Origin of the sequence: Bacillus sp. MHSD_36 (assembly GCF_030757775.1) — a bacterium.
GTDB lineage: Bacteria > Bacillota > Bacilli > Bacillales > Bacillaceae_G > Bacillus_A.
Window position 1 is genome coordinate 422,859 of the sequence record NZ_JAVBIS010000004.1, and the last position, 24,055, is coordinate 446,913.

Genomic DNA, 24,055 nt, shown 5'->3' on the forward strand with positions numbered 1-24,055 from the left:
TACTGTGAAGTAATAGGGATTTTGTTTGATATATAGCTACTGCTATTAATTATTATACAGCCTTCTGTTTTTCTTCTACACCTTGTCCATCCCAGCATTCCGTATTCTGTAAGCCAGGGATAGAACTTGCAACGAAAACAGGATCTTTTCCTTGTTTCTTTTGTTTAATATAGTCTACTAATGCTGCGTAGGCGAATTTGCTTAGGAATGAGATGGCAATTAAGTTTGTGAATACCATTAGTCCCATGAATAAATCAGCTAAACTCCAGACTGTTTTAAGGGCAGCAATTGATCCGAAGAATACCATTCCGACAACTGCAACGCGATAAATCATTAGCCATGCTTTGCTTTCTTTAATGAATGCGATATTTGTTTCACCATAATAGTAGTTTCCTAGTAAAGAACTGAAAGCGAATAGGAAAATAATAATCGCTAAGAAAGTGCTTGCCCACGGTCCAATTTGTGAGCTTAATGCATTTTGTGTCAATTCAATACCTTCTAAATTCGATCCTTTGTAAAGTCCAGAACATAATACGATAAACGCTGTTGATGTACATACTAAGAATGTGTCTACGAAAACTCCTAATGCTTGAACAAGTCCTTGTTTTACAGGATGAGATACATCTGATGTTGCGGCTGCGTTAGGAGAGCTACCCATACCTGCTTCTGTCGCGAATAGACCGCGCTGAATTCCGAACTTGATTGCTGCCCCAATACCACCAGCGATAGCTTGGTCTAAACCGAATGCACCATTAAATATTTCTATAAAAATGCTTGGTAACATAGTGAAGTTGTTAATAACAACGAAAATTGCCACACCAATATAAATAATTGCCATTGGAGGAACAATCATTTCTGTAATACGTGAAATGCTCTTAATACCACCGAAAATAATAACTGCAACTAATACTGCTAATAGAGCTCCTACGATTGTTCGCTCTAGTCCGAAGGCATTTTCAAATGCTATTGTTACTGTATTTGCTTGTACGGAATTGAAAATTAATCCGTACGCAACTGTAATAAGCAGTGAGAACCAAACACCCATCCAGCGTTTGTTTAATCCTTTTTCCATGTAATATGCTGGTCCACCACGGAATCTACTTCCATCTTTTACTTTATAAATTTGCGCGAGCGTACATTCTACGAAACTAGTAGCTGCTCCAAGGATGGCGATAAACCACATCCAAAATACTGCGCCAGGTCCACCCATTGAAATGGCTAATGCTACACCAGCTAAATTTCCGATACCGATACGTGCTGCTGCACTTAAGCAAAATGCTTGGAATGGAGAGATGCTATCTTTCTTTTTTTCTTTTCGATTAAATCCTTTACTAATTAAACTGACCATCTCACGTAAATGAGTAATTTGGACGAATTTTAATTTAAAAGAGAAATAAAGACCGAAGCCGATTAGCATTGCAATAAGAATATATGACCATAAAATATTATTCGTTACCTCAAGGAATCTGCTAAAGATATCAACCATATAATACACTTCCTTTTTTCCGTAATAAGAAAATTATATGCAAAAAATATACGAGAATCAATTTTTCTAAAAAATTATGTTACATAAACGTATTTTGTGTTATGATTATGTTACATCGTAATATTTTTAGAATTATTTACATTTTAAAAAACTAAATGTAAAGCGAGAAAGAGGGGATAATTTGAAAGAAGAAACTTTATTGAAAGTAAGCCTTAAGAGTTTGAAAATGAGAAGTAATATATTTTTTATCATTTCATCTTTAAGTATCTTTTTAGGAGCCACTTATTATTACAATAAAAGATTTCCAAATCACATGTATCCTGAATGGTTAGAATTTCTAAAGTTAATTGGATGAATAAAAGACAGAAAAACAGAGAATTCAAATAAAAATTGTTGTGGAGGAGCTAAATATGAATATTAGAGAAAGTGAACTTCCGGGTATTGGTTACAAATTTCAAATCGTTACGAAAGGTAACGAAAAGATGGTAATTGTCATTCATGATGACGGGCGTAGAGAAATGTATCATTTTGATTCAGACCATGAAGAAAGTATCTCAAGTATTTCATTACGTGACTCAGAGGCAAGACAAATCGCAGCAATATTAGGTGGAATGGTATATAAGCCGAGAGCATTAGAAAATGTTGAAATGGTCTTTGAAGGTTTAGCGATTGAATGGTTTAAAGTGGAGAATGCTGCTCCAGCACTTGGAAAAACAATCGGTGATCTTGAAATAAGAAAAACATATAGCGTAACGATCATTGCAGTTATGAAAAAGAATATGAAAAAGCTATTTAATCCAGGGCCAGAAACGGTAATTGAAGAAGGCGATATGCTTGTAGTTTCAGGCGAGAGAGAAGAAATCAAAAAAATTATTAATGAGTTACTTTCGAATAGGGGGACTGACTAGATGGATACGTTAATTTTTGAAGTTGGTACAGCGTTAGTATTAGTTGCAATTGCGGCAGTAATTGCTGGAAAGTTTAAATTCTCAGTCATTCCGTTTCTAATTGTTCTTGGGATGTTAGTAGGACCACACGCGCCGACAATAGGTGTTATCGATTTCAAGTTTATTGAAAGTGCAAGTGTCATTTCCTTCCTTGGACGGATTGGTGTTCTGTTCCTTCTGTTCTATCTAGGACTAGAGTTTTCCATGAAAAAACTAATTAAATCTGGACGTTCTATTGCGATTGGCGGAACGATCTATATTTTAATTAACTTTTCACTTGGGTTATTATACGGATTTATAATGGGATTCCCTTTACTAGAAATCTTAATTATTGCGGGTATTATTACGATTTCTTCTAGCGCTATCGTTGCAAAGGTGTTAGTGGATTTAAGAAGAACTGGTAATAATGAGACCGAATTAATTTTAGGAATTATTATGTTCGAAGATATATTCCTTGCTGTATATTTATCAGTCGTTTCAGGCTTAGTTCTAGGGGATCATGCTTCCTTCCTAGGTGCTCTTACCTCAATTGGAATTGCTTTAGGATACATGCTTCTATTCTTTATTGTAGCTAGAAAGGCGACGCCGTTATTAAATAAATTGCTCAATATTAGTTCGGATGAAATTTTCATTATTGTAGTATTTGCTTCCTTATTCTTTATTGCAGGATTCTCGGAAACAATTCACGTTGCCGAAGCAATTGGGGCACTTCTTTTAGGGTTAGTTTTCTCCGAGACAGAGCACAGTGATAGAATTGAACATCTCGTTGTTCCATTTAGAGACTTTTTCGGAGCTATTTTCTTCTTCAGTTTCGGATTAAGTATCGATCCGTTCTCATTAGGAGGAGCGATATGGTTAACGTTAGGTGCTGTCCTTCTTACAATCATCGGAAACTTTGTAGCAGGGATGATTGCAGGGCGACAAGCTGGATTATCTCATAAAGCGTCAACAAATATTGGATTAACAATCGTTTCAAGAGGAGAATTTTCCATCATTATGGCTAACATCGGTATCGCCGGTGGTTTAATGTCAGTCTTGAAACCATTCTCAGCACTATACGTGCTTATACTATCCATCTTAGGTCCACTTCTGACGAAAGAGTCAAAGAATGTATATAAATTTTTAAATAAAATCTTTAAGTGGGATACGAAGAAAGGCTAAATTTTAAAAAATAAAAGTACAAGATATTTTTGAAAAAGTGATTACGGAAAAGGAATCTATGTCGACATAGATTCCTTTTTTATTGGCATTTTTTTAAGGATGAAAGAATACGTTTAATATTTACCATATTGTGGCATACATATAGAAAAAGGGTGCTTGGAAAGGGGAATAAAGAGAAATGGAACTCCAGTTTCAAAATGTATATCAACAGGTGGAGAATTGGTATGTGTTGGATTCGGAGCTTCCTTGGGATGTCAAAAGGCTTAGAGACGATTTGTTTTCGCTGATTGAAGTATGTAAAACGCCAGTTATTTTTTGTGATACGTGTGATGCGAATCATGTCCTTCTATCATTAGGAGAAGAAGAAGAGGAATTTTTATTCCCAGTAGGTGGTTTTTATCATAAAGAAAAACAATTAATTTTTGTTTGTATGTGGGAAGAGTATGAGCAAGTTCTCAAAACACTACTGCATGAATTCCGCCATGCGATGCAACATAAGAGAGAAGTATTATATGTTGGAAGTGAATTGTACGAAGATAGATGGATTGAGAAAGATGCGAGTACGTTCGCGGAGAGGAAGCTAAATGAATATAAAAATAGAAAGTTAATGTAAAGCATGGTGGAGAAATGGCGCTGTGCTTCCTCTTGTGCTTACTAAAAATAAGTGATTGACTTTTATAAAGTTTAGTTCTAAACTAATGGTATGAAACGAGCGAGGTGATGAAATGAAAACAGAAGATAGGCTCGGATTACTATTATGGTTTCGTTTATCACGTTTTTATAACAAAAGTATTCGTGAGACAAATCAGCATTTGAAAGAATGGAATGTATCTGCCGCTCAATTTGATGTATTAGCTCAAGTTGGGGGACATGGTCGTTTAACGCAGCAAGAGCTTGGGAATAAGCTATTTGTTACGAAGGGAAATATCACACAGCTTTTAAATAAAATGGAGCAGCTGGAGTGGATTCGTCGTGAACAAGAAGGTACTACAAAATATATTTCGTTAACAGAAAAGGGAAAAGCTTTATATGAAGAAATTGTCCCGCCTCAAGAAACATTTCAAGCGGATCAGTTTCAAAATTTAAATGTAGAAGAACAACAGCAATTATTACAATTACTAAAAAAGTTACAATGAGAAAAAATTTTAAAATAAATCTTGAATTCGAGATAATATGAGGTGAAGGGTATGTTTAGAAAAGTTGATCATAAAAATATGGGAAGAGCAAATCACGGTTGGCTAAATACACATTTTCATTTTTCATTTGCGAATTATTATAATCCTAATAACATGAACTTCGGTGCATTACGTGTAATTAACGATGACCTAGTAGCAGCACAAACTGGTTTTGATATGCATCCGCACCGTGATATGGAAATCATTTCGTACGTTGTAGATGGTGCTTTAACACATGAGGATAGCATGGGGAACCGCGGAACAATTGAGCGAGGACATGTTCAATATATGAGTGCTGGCACAGGTGTATTTCATAGTGAGCATAATTTAGGAAATGAAACATTACGTTTACTACAAATTTGGATTTTACCAGACCGTGCGGATCATAAACCAAACTATGGTGAGTTTAAATTTGATTGGAGCAAACGTGAAAACGAATGGTTTCATATGGTATCTCCATTAGAAGGAGAGGCACCAATTCAAATTCACCAAGATGCGAATTTATATGCTTTATCGTTAGATGCTGGAAAAGAAATTCGTTTTCCTGTGAAAGAAGGCCGTCAATTGTATCTTGTACAAATTGAAGGAAGTAGTGTAATCAATGGTGAAAATCTTGTTATGCGTGATGCAGCAGAAGCGGTGGAAGAAGATATTCATATTGAAGCGAAAGAGCAATCTCATTATTTAGCAATTGAATTGAAAAAACAATAAAAGGTTTATAGAAAAGAGGACATCCGATAGATGTCTTCTTTTTTTGAGTGGAATTGTCAGAAAAAACTTTCTCAAATTTTCGGTAAAGGTATCACCTTGAAAAACAAGAATTGTATAAAAGTGTCAAAAATCTTTATGGGAATGGGGAATGTTATAGTGAAAAAGCAAGTCATTTCATCAGCATTAGCGTTAACTGTTATCGCCGGGGGATTTGGAACATTTGGAGCAACGACAACGAAAGCGGAAGAACAAAAAATTCAATATCATCAAGAGTTTAAAACACCTGCATACATAGGTGAAGAATGGAAAGCGCCAGAAGGACTAGATAAAAAAGAAACGGTCTTTCAATATTTAGAGAGTAAGAAAGATATGTTCAAATTAGCAGGAAATATTGATAAACATTTCAATGTCGTTGGGGAGGAAAAAGATGCTGAATCCGGCACAACACACGTGAAGCTAGTTGAGAAACATAATAACATTCCTGTGTATGGTTCAGATCAAACTGTTACACTAGATAAAGAGAATAATGTAAAAGCATTCTTCGGACAAGTTATTCCGAATTTAGATGATAAAAATATCCCTGCGTTTGCAAATATTAGCGCAGAGCAAGCAGAAACGATTACAAAGGCAGATATTGAAAAAGAAGTTGGTAAAGTAAAGAATTATGACGGTGTAAAAAAAGATTTATATGTGTATGAAAAAGATGGAAATTACTATCTTGCATATTTAGTGAAAGCATCGATTTCAAAGCCAGCTCCAGGATATTGGCATTATTTTGTCGATGCGACAAATGGAAATGTAATTGAGAAATATAATGCTGTAGATCACATTACAGGATTCGGTTACGGAGTATTAGGTGCTAGACAATCATTTGAAATTGCTCAAGATGAGAAAACAGGAGCATTCAACTTATTTGACGGTAAAAGAGGACAAGGTATCCATACGTTTGATGCAGAAAATATGGATGAAAACTGGTTTAATTTATTCTCACAATGGCTTGGATATACAGGAGAAGAAGTTGAAAGTAAATCTAAGTTCTTCGAAGATAAAGCTGCAGTTGATGCGCATGTGAATGCAGGAAAAGTATATGATTACTACAAAAAGACATTTAATCGTAACTCTTTCGATGATAAAGGTGCGAAGCTAATTTCTACTGTTCACGTAGGTACAGCTTGGAATAACGCAGCTTGGAACGGTGTGCAAATGATGTATGGTGATGGCGATGGAAAAACATTCATTCCATTATCTGCTGGACTAGATGTTATCGGTCACGAATTAACGCATGCTGTAACTGAACATACAGCAAATCTTGTTTACAAAAATGAGTCAGGTGCGTTAAATGAATCGTTATCTGATATTATGGGTGTTATGGTTGAGAAGAAGAGCTGGGATTTAGGTGCTGACATTTATACACCTGATAAACCTGGTGATGCACTTCGTTCTCTGAAAGATCCAGCGTCTATTCCAAATCCATTAAAACCAGGTGAAGGTTACCCAGATCATTACAATAAACGTTACACTGGAACAGCTGATAATGGCGGCGTTCATATTAACAGTAGTATTAACAATAAAGCTGCATACTTAGTATCTGAAGGCGGAGAGCATTACGGCGTGAAAGTAACAGGAGTAGGCCGTGAAGCGACAGAGAAAATTTATTACCGTGCTCTTACGAAATACTTAACTGCAAACTCTGACTTTAAGATGATGCGTCAAGCGGCACTTCAGTCTGCTGAAGACTTATATGGTAAAAACTCTAAAGCTGTACAAGCTGTAACGAAAGCTTATGATGCAGTAGGCGTAAAATAATAAGAGAAAAAGACCTGACTAGGATGTCAGGTCTTTCTTTATCCCATTTTAATGGGCAGTAAGCCCCCCACCTCAAAATGCAGCGAAAGCAAAGAATTTAGGTGGGGGTCGGGCTGTCCATAAAAGTCCGATTGGTGAGGGCTGATAATCAGTGGGGGATGAAGAAAACCCCCACTGATTAAAGTTTCACTTTATTTAGTCGCGAATACCTAATGCGATTTTCGCCATACGTGACATACGTTCTTTAGACCAGGGCGGATTCCAAACGACATTTACTTCTATTTCATTGACTTCAGGTACGTTCGTTGATAATACTTTTTTTACATCTGATACAATTTGCCCAGCCATTGGACAACCGATAGAAGTCATTGTCATCGTAATGACAGCATTATTATTTTCATCTGCCGCAACGTCATAAACTAATCCAAGATTGATAATATCAACACCGAGTTCAGGGTCAATAACAGCTTCTAAGTTTGCATATAACTTTTCTTCAAATGCTTGTTGTGACATGTGTAGCACCCCCTACATATTAATGATATCGATTCTCATTATAACTGATATATGTATAAAGTGCAGGAAATGAGCTCAAAAAAATATCCCTCTTGGAAGAGGGGTATTTTTGGATGTCTATTCAGTTTTAAAATGTGATACGAGTTGATCTAATTCTTCAACTGTTTGTTTCATTTGTTTAGCTGTTTGTGTCATCTCATTCATCGTAATGACTTTTTGCTCAGCAGATTGTGCTGTTGCCGCTGTTTCACTGGATACTTCAGTCGAAATAGAAGCGATGTTATTCAGGGAAGCGTTCATTTCTTCAGCACTTGCAGCCATTTCTTCAGCAGTTGCTGAGATGTCTTGCATTTGAGTAGATACTTTATTTACTTGCTCCACAATCGTTGTGAAAGAATTACCGGCTTCACGAATAACATGAATGCCTTCAAATGCTTCCGAACGGCCTTGGGACATCATAGAACTCGCAGTTTCAGTATCTTGTTGAATTTGATGTAGTAATTGGTTAATATCTGTTGCCGCCGTTTTAGATTGTTCAGCAAGTTTTCGAACTTCGTCAGCTACGACAGCGAAGCCTTTCCCTTGTTCACCAGCACGAGCTGCTTCGATAGATGCATTTAAAGCAAGTAAGTTTGTTTGCTCTGCAATATTAGAAATAGATTGTACAGCTGTATCAATATATTTCGTGTGAGTGATTAGACGTTCGACCACTTCTGAAGTAGCATTTACCGCGTCGTGTATCGTTGTCATTTGTGAAACGGATTTTTGAATAACAGTACTTCCATCATTAGCTTGTTCCGATGTAGCTACAGCAAGTTCAGTTACAGATGTCGCAGATTCAGCAATGCGCTGAACGCTTACTGTCATATCGTCCATTGCAGTTGAACTTTCTTCCATGCTAGCAGATTGAGCTTGAATACTTGCATTCAAGCTAGACATTGAGCTTTGAACTTTTATTGTTGCCTCGCGTGATATATTCGTCTTTTCTAGCATATTTTCAGAAGCGTTTTGTACTTCCACAGATGTTTTTTGAACACGATTGATGATATGTTGTAGGTTTTCTAACATTTTATTAAATGATGTTGCGATTGTCCCAATTTCATCATTACTATTTACTTGTAGGCGGGCTGTTAAGTCACCTTCTTGAGATGATAATTCTTTTAGTTTACTATCAATTTGCTGAATTGGTTTTACAAGTTTACCAGAGAACCACCATGCAAGAGCGATAGCTACGATAATACAAATAACAAGTGATAAGAAGACAACATATTCAATTTGTAGTGAAGATTGATCAATTTTTTTGATAGATTGATCACGTAACTTAGCTTGTTCATTACTATAATTTGTGAAGTCACCAATTACTTTATAAACAGTACCATTTTCTGCATAAGCTACTTGTAAAGCCTCGTCCCACTTTTGTTCTTTTGCGAGAGGGAAAACTTTTTCTTCAATAAATTTTCTCCAAGTGGATCCTGATTCCATTGTATTTTTCATGGACTCAGAAACATTTGGATTAGAAAGAAGCTTATCTTTTGTATTCTCAAGCTCTTTACTCATCGAATTAAACTTATCAAATTCAACTTGATCATGTTGTAATAAATACCCTCTTAAAGCAGAGAGCTGTACTTGATAAGCATCCCCGCGCTCTTTTAATTGTGTTGCAAGGGGAGAAATCTCTTTTTGTAATGCTTCAGCTTGACGAGTTTGGTCGATAGCAAAAAATAAAATAAAAGCTAGGGCGATACCAAATAAAGCGCAAATCGTTCCCATCATGAACATTAGTTTTTTTCGAATGCTAATAAAACTCATATGATAAAAGCCTCCTTTGTGAAATCATAGTATTAGAATTAATTAATGTAAGAAATTGAAAGAAAGCTTTACTCCGTCTGGAATAAAGCTTTCTTCTTTCCTTTAGGAATTATAGCAGACGGAATGAGAGATAGAAAGAGATATTTTAAATTGGAAAAAGAGAGACTGTAGATCTCCCTTTTTCTCACTTTAAGCATTTGTTTTGAAATGAGAAACGAGAACTTCAAGTTCTTGTACAGTCGATTTCATTTCAGACGCTTTTTTAGCGACGACACTCATTTTGTTTACTTGGTCACCAGCTGAAGTTGCTGTTTGTGATGTTTCGGCGGCAACTTCACTTGAAATAGAAGCAATGTTATTTAAAGCTGCATTCATTTCTTCAGAACTTGCGGCCATTTCTTCAGCAGTTGCAGACATTTCTTGTATTTGTGTAGAGACTTTGTTAATGTGGTTAACAATTTCTGAGAATGAAGATCCAGCGGTACGAATGACTGTAATTCCTTCAGAAGCCTCTGATTGACCTTGCTCCATCATTTCATTTGCTATTTTTGTATCTGCTTGAATTTGATGAAGTAAATGGTTAATATCAGTTGCTGCTAATTGAGATTGTTCAGCAAGTTTTCGCACTTCATCGGCAACAACAGCGAACCCTTTTCCGTGTTCGCCAGCACGGGCTGCTTCAATTGAAGCATTTAAAGCGAGTAAATTTGTTTGTTCCGCTATATTAGAAATAGATTGCAGTGCAGTATCAATATGATTGGTGTGCGTAATGAGTCGCTCTACTACTTGTGATGTAGCATTAACAGCATCATTAATGGTATGCATTTGTGTAATAGATTTCTCAATGACTTTATTCCCACTATCTGCTTTTTCTGAAGTTGTAACAGCTAGGCTAGCAACAGAAGAGGCGGATTCTGCAATACGCTGAACACTCGTTGCCATATCGTCCATTGCAGTTGAACTTTCTTCAATGCTGGAAACCTGTGAACGAATATTATGTTCAAGAGCATTCATAGTTTCCTCGGTTTTTGCTGTGTTTTCCATAGAAGCAGTTGTTTCAATAAACACATTTTCAGATGCTTCTTTTACACTTGTTGATGTTTGTTGCACTTGTTGTATAATACGTTGTAAGTTAGTGAGCATTTGATTAAAGGAATTGGCGATATCACCGATTTCATCTTTACTCGTTACGTGCAATCTAGCTGTTAAATCGCCATCTTGAGAAGCTAATTCTTTTAATTTCTCATCAATTTGTCGTATCGGTTTAACGAGTTTACCAGAGAACCACCATGCTAATACAATCGCCGTTATTGTACATGTAATGAGGGAGAAGAAAATAATATATTGAATAAGAGATGAAGAAGACTCTACGTCAGCAATTAATGCGTCACGTTTATCATTTTCTTCATTTGCATATTTAGTAAAACGACTTAAAAGGTCGTTTACATAATCAGTTTGAGCTAAAGCGATTTTGGATGCTTCATCCCATTTTCCTTCACGAGCGAGCGGGAGGACTTCATTATCTACGACGCTCCGCCATTTTGCCCCCATTAAAATTGCTTCTTTCATTCCTTCAGGGAGCTTTTTATCAATTGTTACTTTTTCTCTAGTATCGGCTAGTTTTTTTCCTTCTCGGTTGAATTTATCTAATCCTTTTTGATCATGTGACAGTAAATATTCTTGTAAGCCAGCAACTTGTGCTTGGAACCAATCGCCCCGTTCTTTTAAAATGGTTGCTCTTTTTGATACATCATTTTTTAAGGTTTCGACTTCATTTGCTTGATTCATAGCGAATGAAAGAATAACAATAAGAGCAATGCTAAATAAGGAACAAATGCTTAAGAGTGTGAAGAGTAGTTTTTTTCGAATGCTAACATATTTCATCGTTACCCCTACCTTTTTAAAACTGTTTATTATGATTTATAAATGTTAATGCAGAATTAATAAAAACATTATTATGAAGTTATTAATCTGTTCAATGAAAATTATAGCAGATAATGGAAGATAGCAAATCAGTATGAGTAAATGTTCTTAAAATGTATACATTTGTATATCAAAAAATTCATAAATAAAAATTAGAAATCCTATTGTAATTTGAAATAACATCATGTATACTTCTAATTAGTTGATAACGATTATCAGTATCAACTAAAACATTACTCTTCGTTATGTTGGTCATACCCCTTTTTGACGACGTAAGTCAGAGACGAAATGTTGAAATATCTTGTGTCCTATTCTACAGAATTATGGTAATCTCCAACCTCAACTTATATGCGTGAGCATGCAAAAAGGATCCTATCCGTGAAGGGATCCTTTTTTGCATGCTGTCGCAATTAATGTATATAAACCGGGCACACGCTCTTCCATTCCTTCCGGTGCAGTAGGAGGGAAGACCCACCGTTGATGAGCCCCGTGTTCTTCAACTAGTTTTTCAATTTTAAAATGTGCTTCTGCAAGTGTTGTAATAATTTCGCCTAGCGTCCAGCGACGGATGGTTGTTTTAGGTAACGATTCTTTCTGCGCTTCTGTAAGAAGAATGCTATAAGCAACATCATCTTCCATTAATTCTTCATCGAAATAATTTCCATTAGCCCGAAATGATGGGTGGTCGCCCCCTAATAATTTCGTGTAAACAGGATGATAGTCACGAAGGATAAGCATTCCATTTTCTTTCAGTAAGGTAGCAATTTTTTGAAAGAGAGGTTTTAAATCTAGAAAGTAATGGAGTACACCAAGTTCCAGCAATACGATATCAAATGATTCGGAGAGCGGCGCATGTAATACATCAGAAACGACATACTGGATAGAGACACCTGCTGCTTCCGCAAGTTCATTTGCATATTTTGCATTACTGGCTGAAATATCAACAACTGTTACGTCAGCTCCTAAAAGAGCGAGAGCAACGGCTTTATTGCCTTTTGAACCGAGTAAATTAATAATACGTTTTCCTTTTGGAGATTGTATGTAAGGTAAATAGTGATTTACTTCGCGCACGGGATCTTCTATAAGCTTTTTCGCATAATCAGCTGGCGCCCCGTGGCGATTCGTCCAAGCTTCATAAGCAGCCGCATTCCAGCTTTTTTCATTACATGCGCTTAGTTGTTTTTGATTCAATCGTATCATTCCTTTCGTGAACGTATAGGTATTCTATGAGAGAAGGGGATTTCCTTTTCTTTTTGAATTAAAGTTTGATTTTTCTGCAATTAAGTCGTAAAATACGTGTTATATATAAAAGCGTTGAAAAGGAAAAGTAGGATGGACCCATTCTTTCCAGAGAGCTTCGGTAGCTGAGAAGAAGCAAGAATATTCATTTGAACAATGGCCTTTGAGCTTCGTCCTGAACTTATCACATGATAATAGTAGGCGGCGACGAGAGTTGGTACTCGTTATCAAAACCACAGTATAAGAGCATATAGCTCCGTACTTGTTAAGGCTAATTATGTGAGTAATTAGCGAAATAAGGTGGTACCGCGACTGTTTATACAGCCCCGCCCTTATCTTTTTTAAGATAGGGGCGGGGCTTTTTATATTTAAAAGGAGGAATATAAGGTGAGTATTTTTATTGGAGGCGCTTGGCCATATGCAAATGGTTCGTTACATCTTGGACATATTGCGAGTTTGTTACCTGGAGATATTTTAGCACGTTATTACCGAGCAAAAGGTGAGAACGTGTTGTATGTGTCGGGAAGTGATTGTAATGGAACACCGATTGCAATTAGAGCAAAACAAGAGGGTGTGACGGCTAAGATCATTGCTGATAAGTATCATGAAGAATTTGAGCGATGTTTTCGTAGCCTTGGTTTTACTTATGATTGTTATACACGTACAGATAGTGAGCACCATCATAAAACGGTTCAAAAAGTCTTTTTACGTTTATTAGAAGAAGGCTATATTTATAAAAAAACAGTGGAACAAGCGTATTGTGAAACGTGTACGCAGTTTTTACCTGATCGTTATGTAGAAGGCATTTGTCCACATTGCCATGAAGCAGCAAGAGGAGATCAATGCGATGCGTGTTCAGCTATTTTAGATCCACTCGATTTGTTAGAAAAGAAATGTAAGTTATGTGGTAGTACGCCATCCGTACAGGAAACAGAGCATTTCTATTTCGCATTGCATACATTTCAGGAGCAAATCAAAGCGGCTGTAGAAACAGCAAAACAAACAGGAACATGGCGCGACAATGCGATTCAACTAACAGAGAGATATGTAAAGGAAGGATTACTAGATAGAGCTGTGTCACGTGATTTACCAATCGGGGTACCAATTCCAGTAGAAGGGTATGAAGACAAGAAAATTTACGTATGGATTGAAGCGGTGACAGGATATTATTCGGCGAGTAAACATTGGGCTGAGGAAACAGGGAAAGATGATCAAGAGTTTTGGGATAAAGAAGCGAAAACATATTATGTGCACGGAAAGGATAATATTCCGTTTCATTCCATCATTTGGCCAGCGGTATTGCTTGGAATAGGAGAAGGAGCAATACCACATCATATCGTTTCGAATGAATATTTAACAGTTGAAAAAAGAAAATTATCTACAAGTAAAAATTGGGCAGTATGGGTGCCGGACATATTAGAACGCTACAACCCAGATTCTATTCGTTACTTTTTAACAGTGAACGCACCAGAAAATCGTGATACTGATTTTTCGTGGCGTGAATTCATTTACAGTCATAATAGTGAATTGTTAGGTGCATACGGAAACTTTGTGAATCGGACATTAAAGTTTGTTGAAAAATATTATGGTGGTACTGTACCGAAAGGGAGTATTGATGTAGAGCTGAAAGATAAAGTGGAAGGATTATATAAAAGTGTAGGAGAGGCGATTGAGCAAACTAAATTTAAGGTAGCGCTAGAAACAATATTTGAGACAGTACGTTTTGCAAATAAATACTTTGATGAGAGGCAGCCTTGGAAACAACGAGAAGATGATCCAGTTTCATGCGAAGAAACGATTTACAACTGTGTGTATCTTATCGCTAATTTTGCAAATCTCCTTGAACCGTTTTTACCCTTTTCAAGTGAAAGAGTTAGAAATACCTTATCGATTGTGAACCGAAATTGGGAACCTCAACATACATTGCCGAATAGAATCGATAGTGTGCAGCCGCTATTTGAAAGAATTGATGTGAAACAAATTGAGCATGAGATAGAAAAGCTATATGGAGCGGTAAAGTGAGATAGAGAAAAGACCTTTCAAATTTATGAAAGGTCTTTTGTTATGCAGTAGGATTTTCTTTCTTATCCTTTACGAAGAAAAGCACAGCAAGGATTACGAGAATAATAGCTGCAATATCATATGTTATTTTGAATGTAGTATTAAAGTTTAAGTACTCTACTAAAGGGGTTTTGATTGCCCCAGCATATATGCAAATGGGAATGAGGAGCAAATCGTAAAATTTCTTTTCTTTCATATATCTTATTAGGAAGAAGATACACATAATAGCAAAAAAGGCTACGCTTAAAATAGTCATTTATACCTCCAAATAGATTTGAAATTATACCACATTGTAACTGTATTTACATTCATATGCAAGTTTCTATTTTCACGCACTATGCACGCTTTTATGTTTTTTTGTTTTCCTAGCCGTAAGGAGTTGAGGAGTGAAAATTCCAAGTAATATAAAGATAATCCCAATCCACTGCATGAAGGTTACAATTTCATGTACAAGTGTAATAGAAGCGATAATGGCCGTCGGTAATTCAGCTGCTCCTAGTATTGTACCAAGTCCTGTTCCAACTTTCGGTACGCCAATTGAAAAACAAATGACAGGTACGACAACGCCGAATAATCCGAGGAAGAAAGCATATTTCCAAAGACCGGCTTGCAAGGCACCGTCTGTTAAAAAGGTTGGCGGGAAGAATAGGCATACGATAAGAGTAGCGCTTGTTGTCATAAGGAAGCTTTTCGTATAAGGCGGAACTTCTGTAGCAACGCGCCCGCTTGCAAATACATAGAATGAAAAAGAGACAGCGGCCAATAGGCCAAAGATAATACCTTTCGTGGAAAAGTTTTGTCCGAGACCTTCAAAGACGCCGCCTGCAAACAATGTTCCAGCAAATAAAATAAGGATAGATATAACTTTCTCACGGCTTGGAAATGTTCGGTTTGCAATTGCCTCAATGACTACACCAATCCATGTGAACTGGAAAAGTAGGACGACAGCGATAGATGCTGGTAGTTCTTCTACAGAAATAGCATAGAAGATACCGGTCATACTCATTGTCGTGCCAACTGTTAGTAAGGAAAAGAATTGCTTTTTTGTTACTTTATGACGTGAAACGAAAAGAACGAGAAGAAGAAGTCCGATCCATCCGAAGACATATTGTCCTCCTAATAGTTGATGTGCTGAAAATCCATCAATAAATCCGAGTTTGAAAATAGTTGAAAGTACGCCGTAGCTACAAGCTCCGAATAAAACGAGTAATGAATACTTAAATTTCTCCATGAAAATCCTCCTTTTACATAATAAAAAACGCCCGCTATCCAAATAAGGATAACGGGCGAACGAAACAGAGTCATATACTCTACAAAATTCCGCCACTCATACGAAGTATGAATTTGGGGTATGAAATTGTAGTAGGTTTTTACATTGCTTTTGGGAATACAATAGAACATTTTACACCTTGAGGTGTGTTTTGTATACCATAAGGAAATTGATGTTTATCTAGTATTTGTTTCACAATATATAACCCAAGACCACTACCTTGTACTAAGCCGTGTTTGTTAGGGTTTGCGCGATAGAATGGCTCAAATAAATGGGCAAGTTTATCTTCATCAATTTGTGAACCTGTATTTAATACTTCTAATGCGTAACCGTTTGGCTTTTCATAAAGCTTTATATATACATGCTGATGGTCAATTGTATAATGAATTGCATTTGAAATAATGTTAAAAATGGCAGTTTGAATAAATTTAGGATCAGCTAAAACTTGTACATCTTGTTTAATGTTAGATTGAACATTTAATTGCTTTACAGATACGAAATAATCTACTTTCTTCATAACATCCTCAATAATATTAGTTAATGAGATAACTTTTAAATCCGGTTTAAATTGAGGATTTTGTATTTTGGATAATTCCGACATTTTTTCCGTTAATATGTTAATATCTTGCATCATTTCATAGGAACGTTTTAAATATTTATCTCTATCTTTATAAGCTCCAATTCCGTGAATCATGCCATCTAGTTGCCCCATAACGGCTGCGATTGGTGTTTTTAATTCATGGGAAACCATAGACATAAATTCTTTACGAGATTGTTCTAATTGTTGCTCCTTTTTGAGTTCATTTCTTAAATCTTGATTGCTTGCATGTAAATTCTTCACTATATTTGGTACTTGTGAAGCAGCTACTTGTAAATTAAAATCTGTTTGATCTGTATTTTTGTTAAGTAGCTTTTTATCTGTGAAATCAAGATTTATAATATCTTTTAAAGCATCACTCATATATTGAAAAGGTTTAGCAATTAGTTTTGCATAAAGTAAAGATCCGAGCAGAGAGAGTGCAAGCATTGTTGCGCCAATATGTGGAGCTAATTGCTGCAGTACATCTGTTAATTTTGGATTATCTTGTGCATCATTTGCTTTACTTGCTGCATTTTGTTTATGTAAGGCATCATTAGTAGCGACTTGTTTTTCCGTTTCTGTAAGTGGAGCAGAAGTGCTATTTTTCCCCGTGATATTTTGTGTATGTTCTTTTGCTTTTGCAGTTTGGCTAGGCTGCAAAAGGTGATTGATAGCTGTAGAGAGTGATTTATAATCTATAACAGAAGATTGGAAATTAAAAATGTCTCCCTGTGATCCAGCTTTATTTTGATTCGTTTTACTTTGGTCGTTTTGTTTATTTGAATCCGCTTGTTCTGTAGCTAGCGCCCCATTTTCTTTTGCAAAACGTTCTTTATCATAGTTTGAAGCTAGGAAGTAAATAATTTGATAAAGACAAAGTGATAAAAGAATACAAAATAATAAGGTTTTGATGAAAATATTTTTGGTGATGTTGTCTTTGCTACGATTCGATTTTGTAGCCAATGCCTTTCACCGTTTTAATATAAGGGATTCCTAACTTTTTTCGTAAGTTTTTAATATGTGTATCTATAACTCTTACATCACCATAATGTTCATAGCCCCATACCTTATTCAACAAATCACTTCTTGATAATACTTTTCCCCGATTTTGCAGTAAAGTATAAATAATCTCAAATTCTTTTGTTGTCAATTCAATTTGATTACCATGAACATAAGCGGCATAGGCTGTAGAATTTAACATCAATTCATGGAATTGCAGTATCGTTGCAGCTTCTGCTTCCTTCGTTGCTGCTCTTCTTAATACAGCTTCTACACGCTTAATAAATACGGTGTAATGGAACGGTTTCGTAATATAGTCATCAATACCTAATTCAAATCCTTTAATTTCACTTTCTTCATTATGTAAGCCTGTTAACATAATGATCGGTACATCGGATTGTCCTCGCATAATTTTACAAATACTATAGCCATCTATATCTGGTAACATCACATCAAGGAGGACAAGGTCGTATGAATTTTTTTGGAAAAGAAGTATACCTTCTGTTCCAGCGCCAACGACATCAACGGTAAAGTTTTGTGCCATTAGAAATTCACGAATGAGTTCTTGTATATCTGGGTTGTCTTCAATCACCAGTATATGCGTCATAGTAACACCTCCTAAATAACGCTTTTTACTGCAATATTCGAATTCATCATTTTTTCGATGACTGAGATTTTTTATACATATAATAAGCCCCCGCCATAAAATAATCATGAAAGTAGCAAGGGGAGTTGTTTAGTGAAACTGAATATTTAAGAATTACAGTAAGTCTATTATAGTATGTATTATAAAATTTATAAAATATTATAACTGTATAATTTTAATATCCATGTTTATCAATGTTTTGATGTTGTTTAACGAAACCTATTCTTATTATATATGTAAATACAGTTGTTTTGCTACTGTAAATAAAGAAATAAAATAAGCCAAGACATAAAATTCTTGGCTACACGTAAATCGTGTTGTTAGGTTATTTTACAGTGACAGTAGCTTGCTGGGGAATACGCTCAAATAACCAGTGTATATCATTGTTATACATACGAATACAACCTAGTGTTGTCCATTTACCGATTGCCTGATTATTGTTCGTACCATGAATCGCATAAGTTGTTCCGTAAGTTCCTGCCATGTTTAGTCCGAGCCAACGGTCACCAAGTGGATTACGTGGATCTCCGCCTTTAATTTTGCCTGTATAATAAGGACGATTTTTAATTTTATTTACGATTTGGAAAGTGCCTTTATGTGTAGGAGTAGTTGTTTTTCCAGTAGCAACAGTAAAACTTTTTATGAATTTTCCATTTTGATAATAATCCATTTTATTTAACTGCGTGTTTACAATTAGTTGAGCGTTTGTTGTAGCTGCCTCAGCATTTGTGAATGGAATAGTTAAAAATCCTAATGATAATAGTGCGCTTAATAATAGTTTTTTCATTATATTCTCCTTTTTGCTATTGTAATAGTCTTACATACAATGAATTTGCAAACCTCTTAATACTTTATTTACATTTTCATCTAATGTTTCAAAGAAGGTAGTAATCTTTGGATGCTGTTTGTTGTTTTTATCAATGAGCAATCTTTCGTTTAATAAAAGTTCACCATGTAGTCCAAAACTTTGCACTTGAATATTTAGTTCATCTTCAGTTTCAGAAATAACTGGTAAGAAGTAGTGGAAAGCTTTCGTTGGAATGATGTAACTTTTGCCAATCATGCTTTCTTGATTTGAATTAATCCATTTTTTCGTAACGATTTTAATGTTCTTTTTTGAAACGATAAAAGACAGTGTTGTAGATTTTGTTAAACTTACGTCAAATTCATTTGTTTCACATATGTGTAAATTAAAAACGGTTTCATTTTGATGAGATTCAACATTTGTATTAATAAAATCGTGCATTTTATAAGCTTCCATTTCTTATTCACCCTTTTTTCAATTTCGAAAAACGACTTATATTTATTCAATTTAATGCTTAGTCATATATTGGTTAAATTTTTCAACAAATTCCGATATAATCTTACAATACGTATATGAAGCTAATATGAAGTTAGTATGAGTTTGTGGTGGTTTTTTATTGAGAACAAAATAAGATGATTGTTAAGTGTTAAAAAATGGATAAAAAATGCATATTAAGTCCGTGTTTCTCTCGGTATATATTTGTTAATTTGTTTTTAAATGAACGTACATAGAAGTAAATAAAGAACGGGAAATTTTAGTGTGATCCTTACAAAAATGTAATAAAAATGTAAGCTATTGTGATAGTTATTTCGACAATTTTTTTATACAATAATAGTAAGAAGTTGTACGTGATGGAAAGGAGAGATGACATGGAATGGATTCATGAATTATTTCAGCAATACGGGTACTATGTTGTACTTGTTGGTTTGCTGTTAGAATATATTGCACTTCCGTTTCCGGGAGAGCCAACGTTAGCATATGCGGGATTTTTAGCACATAAAGGTGATTTAAGTTTACCTATTTTAATTATCCTATCCTTTATTGGGACAAGTGTAGGAATGACAATCCAATACTTTTTAGGAAATAAATTAGGAATGCCCTTTGTTCAAAAGTATGGGAAATACGTATTTTTAACACAAAGAAAAATCGACTTAACAAGAATGTGGTTTGATAAGTATGGATACTTCCTAATTTTTATCGGTTTCTTTATTCCTGGTGTACGTCATTTTACAGGATATTTTGCAGGAATTATTAACTTACCATTCCGTCGTTTTGCGATTACAATTTACTCAGGTGCTCTATTTTGGGTATCATTCTTCTTAATCGGTGGTTACTGGTTAGGTGGGAACTTACATGATATCTTTGGAGCGCTAGAAGGTCACATCGGTAAAATCATTTTTGGAGTGATTGTGATTGTAGCAATTACGTTAGGAGTTCGTTTCCGTAAACAGTTAAAACGAGCATTATTACAAAACGCAAGTTAATATGGAATCCATTCTATGTCAAAAATTAGGAAGGCAGTGCAAATGCACTGCCTTTTTTATTTTAATAAGCTCTTGTTTATCCCGCATTTAACGGGCAGTAAGACTCCCGCCTCAAAATTCAGCGAAAGCAAAGAAGTTAGGTGGGGATCAACTGCCCGTAAAAGCCCGATTGGTTCAACTAATAATCAGTGGGGGATGAACAAAAACCCCCACTGATTAAAGTTTCACTTTATCAGTTTAAAATTCCATAGATTATTCTTGTCAAGTATTAATGTCAAAATGACAATTATAATTGACAAGAATAAGGATATTATTTACAATTTTAATTAAATAAATGAAAAAGAGGGAAGACATGAAGCTTCAAAATCGAGTGAGGGAATTGCGAGCAAAGCATCGTTTATCACAAGGGGATTTAGGGATAGCGATTGGATCATCACGGCAAACGATTAGTTTAATTGAGCGCGGGGATTATGCACCATCTATCGTATTGTCGTTAAAAATCGCACATATTTTCAATGTACCGGTGGAGGAAATATTCACGTTAGTGGAGGGGGAAGAGGATGATGAAGAGTAAACGAAAAAAACAATTTGATTTTGTGGGGAAAATGGCATTAAGTATGATGGGTGGCTTTTTAACATCTTATATAGCTTTAGATTTACTCTCGGATGAACCTATAAATTTATCATCTAATACATTTATAGGTGTATGCACCGTTTTTGGAATCTTAATGATGTACTACACTTGGAAGAATACGCGTATGTTAGCTGAGGCACGCGATGAAGAAGAGAGTGTACAAGGCAGAAAATTAGGCATTATAAGTATGTATTTGCGTGTAGGTGATATAGTTACGCAGGCCTGGTTTGTATATGCAGTTATTGCATGTAGACGTGCACTGTTGCAGAATACAAATGTTTCATTTGGAGTGTGGAATTTAGTAGCTTCTATTGTTTGTTTAACTATTGTAGTGATTAGCGGGCTCATAATAAAAAATCGTTATAATAAGTTATACCCTGAACAAGGTGTAACATATATGGAATCTATGAAAATGTGGACGAAAAACGCAGATGAAGGATTAAAGCACATTGTGCATGAGGCTGGATATAAAGCGTATGAATTTACGAATACAATATTGGCATATGTATGGTGGGCTGCGGTTATATATACGGCGGCTAGTGATATCGACTTTGTATTAATTGGCTTAATCTCATTTATTTGGATATTGCATCTCGGAAAATTCATGTACGAAATGCAGAGAAAAATGATTTATTAAGGGGAGAAAAAGGTGGATATTTTAAGAAGGCCAGCTGGTTCACTGACAGTGGCGCTAATTCTGTCCATTTTATACGGAGTGATCCGAACTGGGAAATTAGAAATAATGTTAAACATATGGGCAATATTGGGTATTTTTCTGTTAGTGGTAATCATTCATGAGTTAGGACATGTCGTATTCGGCATAATAGGTGGTTTGACATTTAAATTTATGACAGTAGGACCTATTACTGTTCAAAAAGAGCTGGAGAAAGTACGCATTCGAGAAAATAAATTATGGGCGTACTTCGGAGGCGTAGCAATGTTAATGCCGCCTTCTAAATTAACACCGAACCTTTCAAAAAAATGGGCATGGATGACTTTAGGTGGACCAATGACAAGTTTACTATTTGGTATTACTTTCGGTTACATATATATGGTGAGTTATTATCAATATCTTTTATATTTTTCCTTTTTTCATTTTGCAATCTTTGCGGTTACAATTGTGCCGATAAAAGGAACGCTTATGAGTGATGGTATGCAATTTCTTATTTTAATTAAAGGTGATGCAAGAGCTGAGCGACATTTACATAACATTCAAGTATCAAGTGAGTTATTTAGTTATAAGAGGCCGAAAGATTGGAATGAGAGATTAGTAGAACAGAGCGAAGATAAACTAAAAGAAAATAAAAGTATAAGAGAGATTATGAGCGGACTTATGCTCGTCTTCCTTGCTCGTTCGGATCAAAATGGAATGGAACAAGCGATACCGTATGTAGAACAAATCGTGAAACTCCCTGTAACGAAAGAAAATAAATTTTTCGTTAGTAGTTTTCATAGTTGGTATCTTTTATATAAAGCTCTTTATGAGATGGATCGTCTTTCTCTGCAAGAAGCGAAGGAACATGGGAAGGTGGTTACAAAAATAGACTTACACGGGTATTATCGCACACAAGCGATTGTTACATATGTAGAGAATGATCTAGAAGCTTCACGTATGTATATGAAGAAAGCCGATAAAGAATTACAGAATGCTGAAAAGAATGAGCTGGGATATTTACAATTAGAGAGAGAATGGTTTGAGCAGTTGAAAGAGAGGGTATCTTACGATGGGTGAGGTATCCTCTTTTTTCTATGTCGTCTTATGCCGTTCCATAAAAAGTTTGAGGCGAGTAAAATAAGATAAGAAGAGCAAAGCTTGGAGGAATTCTAAATGGAAATTTTAACGATTATTTTAATCGTCTTGCTCATTTATGCTGTTTTTAAAGTAGCGTATGTAGCATTAAAGATACTCGCGATCCTATTAGTTATCTTTTTAATCGTAGAGTTCGGCAGTAAATTGCTTGGGGGATAGGGTATGTTGTAGGTTTTGATTGTCGAAGGATGTCGGTAAGTCGATATATTTGGAGAATCGTTGATATATTTTAGTGAATACTAAGTGGGGTATGTGAAAAAGAAGTTGCCGTGAAGGTAGCTTCTTTTTATTTTGGTGTTGGGGTATGCACAACACCAAAATAAAAAAGCTGGAAGAACATCTTCCAGCTTACGAGTTACTTTCAATTTGGCGACCGTTTTCTTCTTCATTGTCTTGTAATAGGTTGAATACATCTGCTAAGCAGAATGCAATGAACCAAGTCCATAGACCGTGGAAGAAAGCTGAGCTTAATTGAAGTGGTAATGTATAGTTAGTCATTGAGTAGGAGATACATCCGCCAACGATTCCAATCATTGTTAATAACATTGTTTTTTGCGCATTTTCTTCTGGATTGAAGAGGAAGAAAATGTATCCACCTAAAATTGAAGCGCTTACAAGTGTTTCGATTCCATTAAAAATGATATTCTCTCCAAGCTGAGTGTTTGTCCAGAAGCAGATTGTTCCGCCGATAATAGCAAACAGGACAGCTATTGTATATCGTATATATTGATTCATATGTTCATCTCCTTATGTAATAAGATGATTTGGAAGTCAAAAAGGTAGGTATAGTATATTGAAGTGAGTTTTAGTTGTACGTATCTTTTTATAAAAAGATCATTGAAGAGTGATCGGTTTTTTAAACCGTTACGTGTATGGTGTCTGAAATATACCCGACTGCTCGTTTCTTTTTGCTTGTAAAATAAGAGAAACTTCCAAGTCTATATACTCTTTTTTTGTGAGTCTGTTTTCATTATAACACATTTAGAGGCGTAATAA

At 35.5% G+C, this 24,055-nt stretch carries 25 protein-coding genes and 1 other annotated feature; of the genes, 13 read left to right on the forward strand and 12 right to left on the reverse strand.

Going from position 1 to position 24,055, the window contains the following annotated elements; translation table 11 throughout:
- Positions 1–52: 52 nt before the first annotated feature.
- Positions 53–1,486 carry an alanine/glycine:cation symporter family protein gene (locus Q9B79_RS19240; RefSeq protein ID WP_306186701.1) on the reverse strand — a complete coding sequence of 478 codons (1,434 nt, stop codon included), beginning with the start codon at positions 1,484–1,486 and terminating at the stop codon, positions 53–55.
- 181 nt (positions 1,487–1,667) lie between these two features.
- Between Q9B79_RS19240 and Q9B79_RS19245 the strand changes: the two genes are divergently transcribed.
- The 7 genes from Q9B79_RS19245 to nprB all read left to right on the forward strand — a co-directional run bounded on the left by Q9B79_RS19245 (position 1,668) and on the right by nprB (position 7,286).
- Complete coding sequence (locus tag Q9B79_RS19245; RefSeq protein WP_166702665.1) at positions 1,668–1,841, forward strand: DUF3405 domain-containing protein; 174 nt, start codon at positions 1,668–1,670, stop codon at positions 1,839–1,841.
- 55 nt (positions 1,842–1,896) lie between these two features.
- Entirely contained in the window at positions 1,897–2,394 is a 498-nt protein-coding gene (locus Q9B79_RS19250) for a cation:proton antiporter regulatory subunit (protein ID WP_001026071.1), read from the forward strand.
- Entirely contained in the window at positions 2,395–3,594 is a 1,200-nt protein-coding gene (locus Q9B79_RS19255) for a cation:proton antiporter (RefSeq protein WP_306186704.1), read from the forward strand.
- A gap of 178 nt (positions 3,595–3,772) precedes the next feature.
- A complete protein-coding gene (locus tag Q9B79_RS19260) occupies positions 3,773–4,207 on the forward strand; it encodes a DUF3920 family protein (protein WP_306186706.1) in 435 nt (144 codons plus the stop codon).
- Positions 4,208–4,319: 112 nt separating this feature from the next.
- Entirely contained in the window at positions 4,320–4,730 is a 411-nt protein-coding gene (locus Q9B79_RS19265) for a MarR family winged helix-turn-helix transcriptional regulator (RefSeq protein WP_306186708.1), read from the forward strand.
- 51 nt (positions 4,731–4,781) lie between these two features.
- Complete coding sequence (locus tag Q9B79_RS19270) at positions 4,782–5,480, forward strand: pirin family protein (protein ID WP_098671172.1); 699 nt, start codon at positions 4,782–4,784, stop codon at positions 5,478–5,480.
- 156 nt (positions 5,481–5,636) lie between these two features.
- Positions 5,637–7,286 (forward strand): neutral protease NprB, encoded by a 1,650-nt coding sequence (nprB, locus tag Q9B79_RS19275; protein WP_306186711.1) that lies wholly within the window; start codon positions 5,637–5,639, stop codon positions 7,284–7,286.
- 195 nt (positions 7,287–7,481) lie between these two features.
- On the opposite strand, the gene Q9B79_RS19280 is transcribed toward nprB, so the two are convergent.
- The 4 genes from Q9B79_RS19280 to Q9B79_RS19295 all read right to left on the reverse strand — a co-directional run bounded on the left by Q9B79_RS19280 (position 7,482) and on the right by Q9B79_RS19295 (position 12,731).
- Positions 7,482–7,799 (reverse strand): metal-sulfur cluster assembly factor, encoded by a 318-nt coding sequence (locus tag Q9B79_RS19280; RefSeq protein ID WP_306186714.1) that lies wholly within the window; start codon positions 7,797–7,799, stop codon positions 7,482–7,484.
- A 117-nt stretch (positions 7,800–7,916) separates the two neighbouring features.
- Positions 7,917–9,608 carry a methyl-accepting chemotaxis protein gene (locus Q9B79_RS19285; RefSeq protein ID WP_306186717.1) on the reverse strand — a complete coding sequence of 564 codons (1,692 nt, stop codon included), beginning with the start codon at positions 9,606–9,608 and terminating at the stop codon, positions 7,917–7,919.
- 189 nt (positions 9,609–9,797) lie between these two features.
- A complete protein-coding gene (locus Q9B79_RS19290) occupies positions 9,798–11,492 on the reverse strand; it encodes a methyl-accepting chemotaxis protein (protein ID WP_306186719.1) in 1,695 nt (564 codons plus the stop codon).
- Between the two features lie 411 nt (positions 11,493–11,903).
- A complete protein-coding gene (locus Q9B79_RS19295) occupies positions 11,904–12,731 on the reverse strand; it encodes a class I SAM-dependent methyltransferase (RefSeq protein WP_306186721.1) in 828 nt (275 codons plus the stop codon).
- A gap of 105 nt (positions 12,732–12,836) precedes the next feature.
- Positions 12,837–13,107: a binding site (T-box leader), on the forward strand.
- Between the two features lie 50 nt (positions 13,108–13,157).
- Between Q9B79_RS19295 and metG the strand changes: the two genes are divergently transcribed.
- Positions 13,158–14,792, forward strand: a complete 1,635-nt coding sequence (gene metG, locus Q9B79_RS19300) for a methionine--tRNA ligase (protein WP_306186723.1) — start codon at positions 13,158–13,160, stop codon at positions 14,790–14,792.
- A gap of 40 nt (positions 14,793–14,832) precedes the next feature.
- Here the strand turns inward: metG and Q9B79_RS19305 are convergent, their stop codons facing one another.
- The 6 genes from Q9B79_RS19305 to Q9B79_RS19330 all read right to left on the reverse strand — a co-directional run bounded on the left by Q9B79_RS19305 (position 14,833) and on the right by Q9B79_RS19330 (position 19,587).
- Positions 14,833–15,087 (reverse strand): hypothetical protein, encoded by a 255-nt coding sequence (locus Q9B79_RS19305; RefSeq protein WP_306186725.1) that lies wholly within the window; start codon positions 15,085–15,087, stop codon positions 14,833–14,835.
- A 72-nt stretch (positions 15,088–15,159) separates the two neighbouring features.
- A complete protein-coding gene (locus tag Q9B79_RS19310; RefSeq protein ID WP_306186727.1) occupies positions 15,160–16,062 on the reverse strand; it encodes an EamA family transporter in 903 nt (300 codons plus the stop codon).
- Positions 16,063–16,201: 139 nt separating this feature from the next.
- Complete coding sequence (locus Q9B79_RS19315; protein ID WP_306186729.1) at positions 16,202–17,644, reverse strand: sensor histidine kinase; 1,443 nt, start codon at positions 17,642–17,644, stop codon at positions 16,202–16,204.
- Positions 17,622–18,287: a response regulator transcription factor gene (locus Q9B79_RS19320; protein WP_000148833.1), complete on the reverse strand. Its 666-nt coding sequence runs from the start codon at positions 18,285–18,287 to the stop codon at positions 17,622–17,624. The genes Q9B79_RS19315 and Q9B79_RS19320 overlap by 23 nt, the downstream gene beginning before the upstream one ends.
- 364 nt (positions 18,288–18,651) lie before the next feature.
- On the reverse strand, positions 18,652–19,113 hold the full coding sequence (locus tag Q9B79_RS19325) for a L,D-transpeptidase (RefSeq protein WP_306186732.1): 462 nt from the start codon (positions 19,111–19,113) through the stop codon (positions 18,652–18,654).
- A gap of 30 nt (positions 19,114–19,143) precedes the next feature.
- Entirely contained in the window at positions 19,144–19,587 is a 444-nt protein-coding gene (locus tag Q9B79_RS19330) for a DUF3978 family protein (protein WP_306186734.1), read from the reverse strand.
- A 413-nt stretch (positions 19,588–20,000) separates the two neighbouring features.
- On the opposite strand from Q9B79_RS19330, the gene Q9B79_RS19335 reads away from it, so the two are divergent.
- From Q9B79_RS19335 to Q9B79_RS19355, 5 genes are all read left to right on the forward strand, one after another.
- Complete coding sequence (locus Q9B79_RS19335; RefSeq protein WP_306186736.1) at positions 20,001–20,615, forward strand: DedA family protein; 615 nt, start codon at positions 20,001–20,003, stop codon at positions 20,613–20,615.
- A 352-nt stretch (positions 20,616–20,967) separates the two neighbouring features.
- Positions 20,968–21,189, forward strand: coding sequence for a helix-turn-helix transcriptional regulator (locus Q9B79_RS19340; RefSeq protein WP_306186738.1), 222 nt, complete (start codon positions 20,968–20,970; stop codon positions 21,187–21,189).
- Complete coding sequence (locus Q9B79_RS19345; RefSeq protein WP_306186740.1) at positions 21,179–21,886, forward strand: DUF3169 family protein; 708 nt, start codon at positions 21,179–21,181, stop codon at positions 21,884–21,886. The genes Q9B79_RS19340 and Q9B79_RS19345 overlap by 11 nt, the downstream gene beginning before the upstream one ends.
- Before the next feature lie 12 nt (positions 21,887–21,898).
- The gene (locus Q9B79_RS19350; protein ID WP_306186742.1) at positions 21,899–22,981 is read left to right on the forward strand and encodes a site-2 protease family protein; all 1,083 of its coding nucleotides are present in this window, start codon (positions 21,899–21,901) and stop codon (positions 22,979–22,981) included.
- A 96-nt stretch (positions 22,982–23,077) separates the two neighbouring features.
- Positions 23,078–23,218 carry a DUF3985 family protein gene (locus Q9B79_RS19355; protein ID WP_000404783.1) on the forward strand — a complete coding sequence of 47 codons (141 nt, stop codon included), beginning with the start codon at positions 23,078–23,080 and terminating at the stop codon, positions 23,216–23,218.
- Between the two features lie 189 nt (positions 23,219–23,407).
- Here Q9B79_RS19355 and Q9B79_RS19360 read toward each other — a convergent pair whose 3' ends face one another.
- On the reverse strand, positions 23,408–23,794 hold the full coding sequence (locus Q9B79_RS19360) for a DUF3938 domain-containing protein (protein ID WP_001077770.1): 387 nt from the start codon (positions 23,792–23,794) through the stop codon (positions 23,408–23,410).
- Between the last annotated feature and the right edge of the window lie 261 nt (positions 23,795–24,055).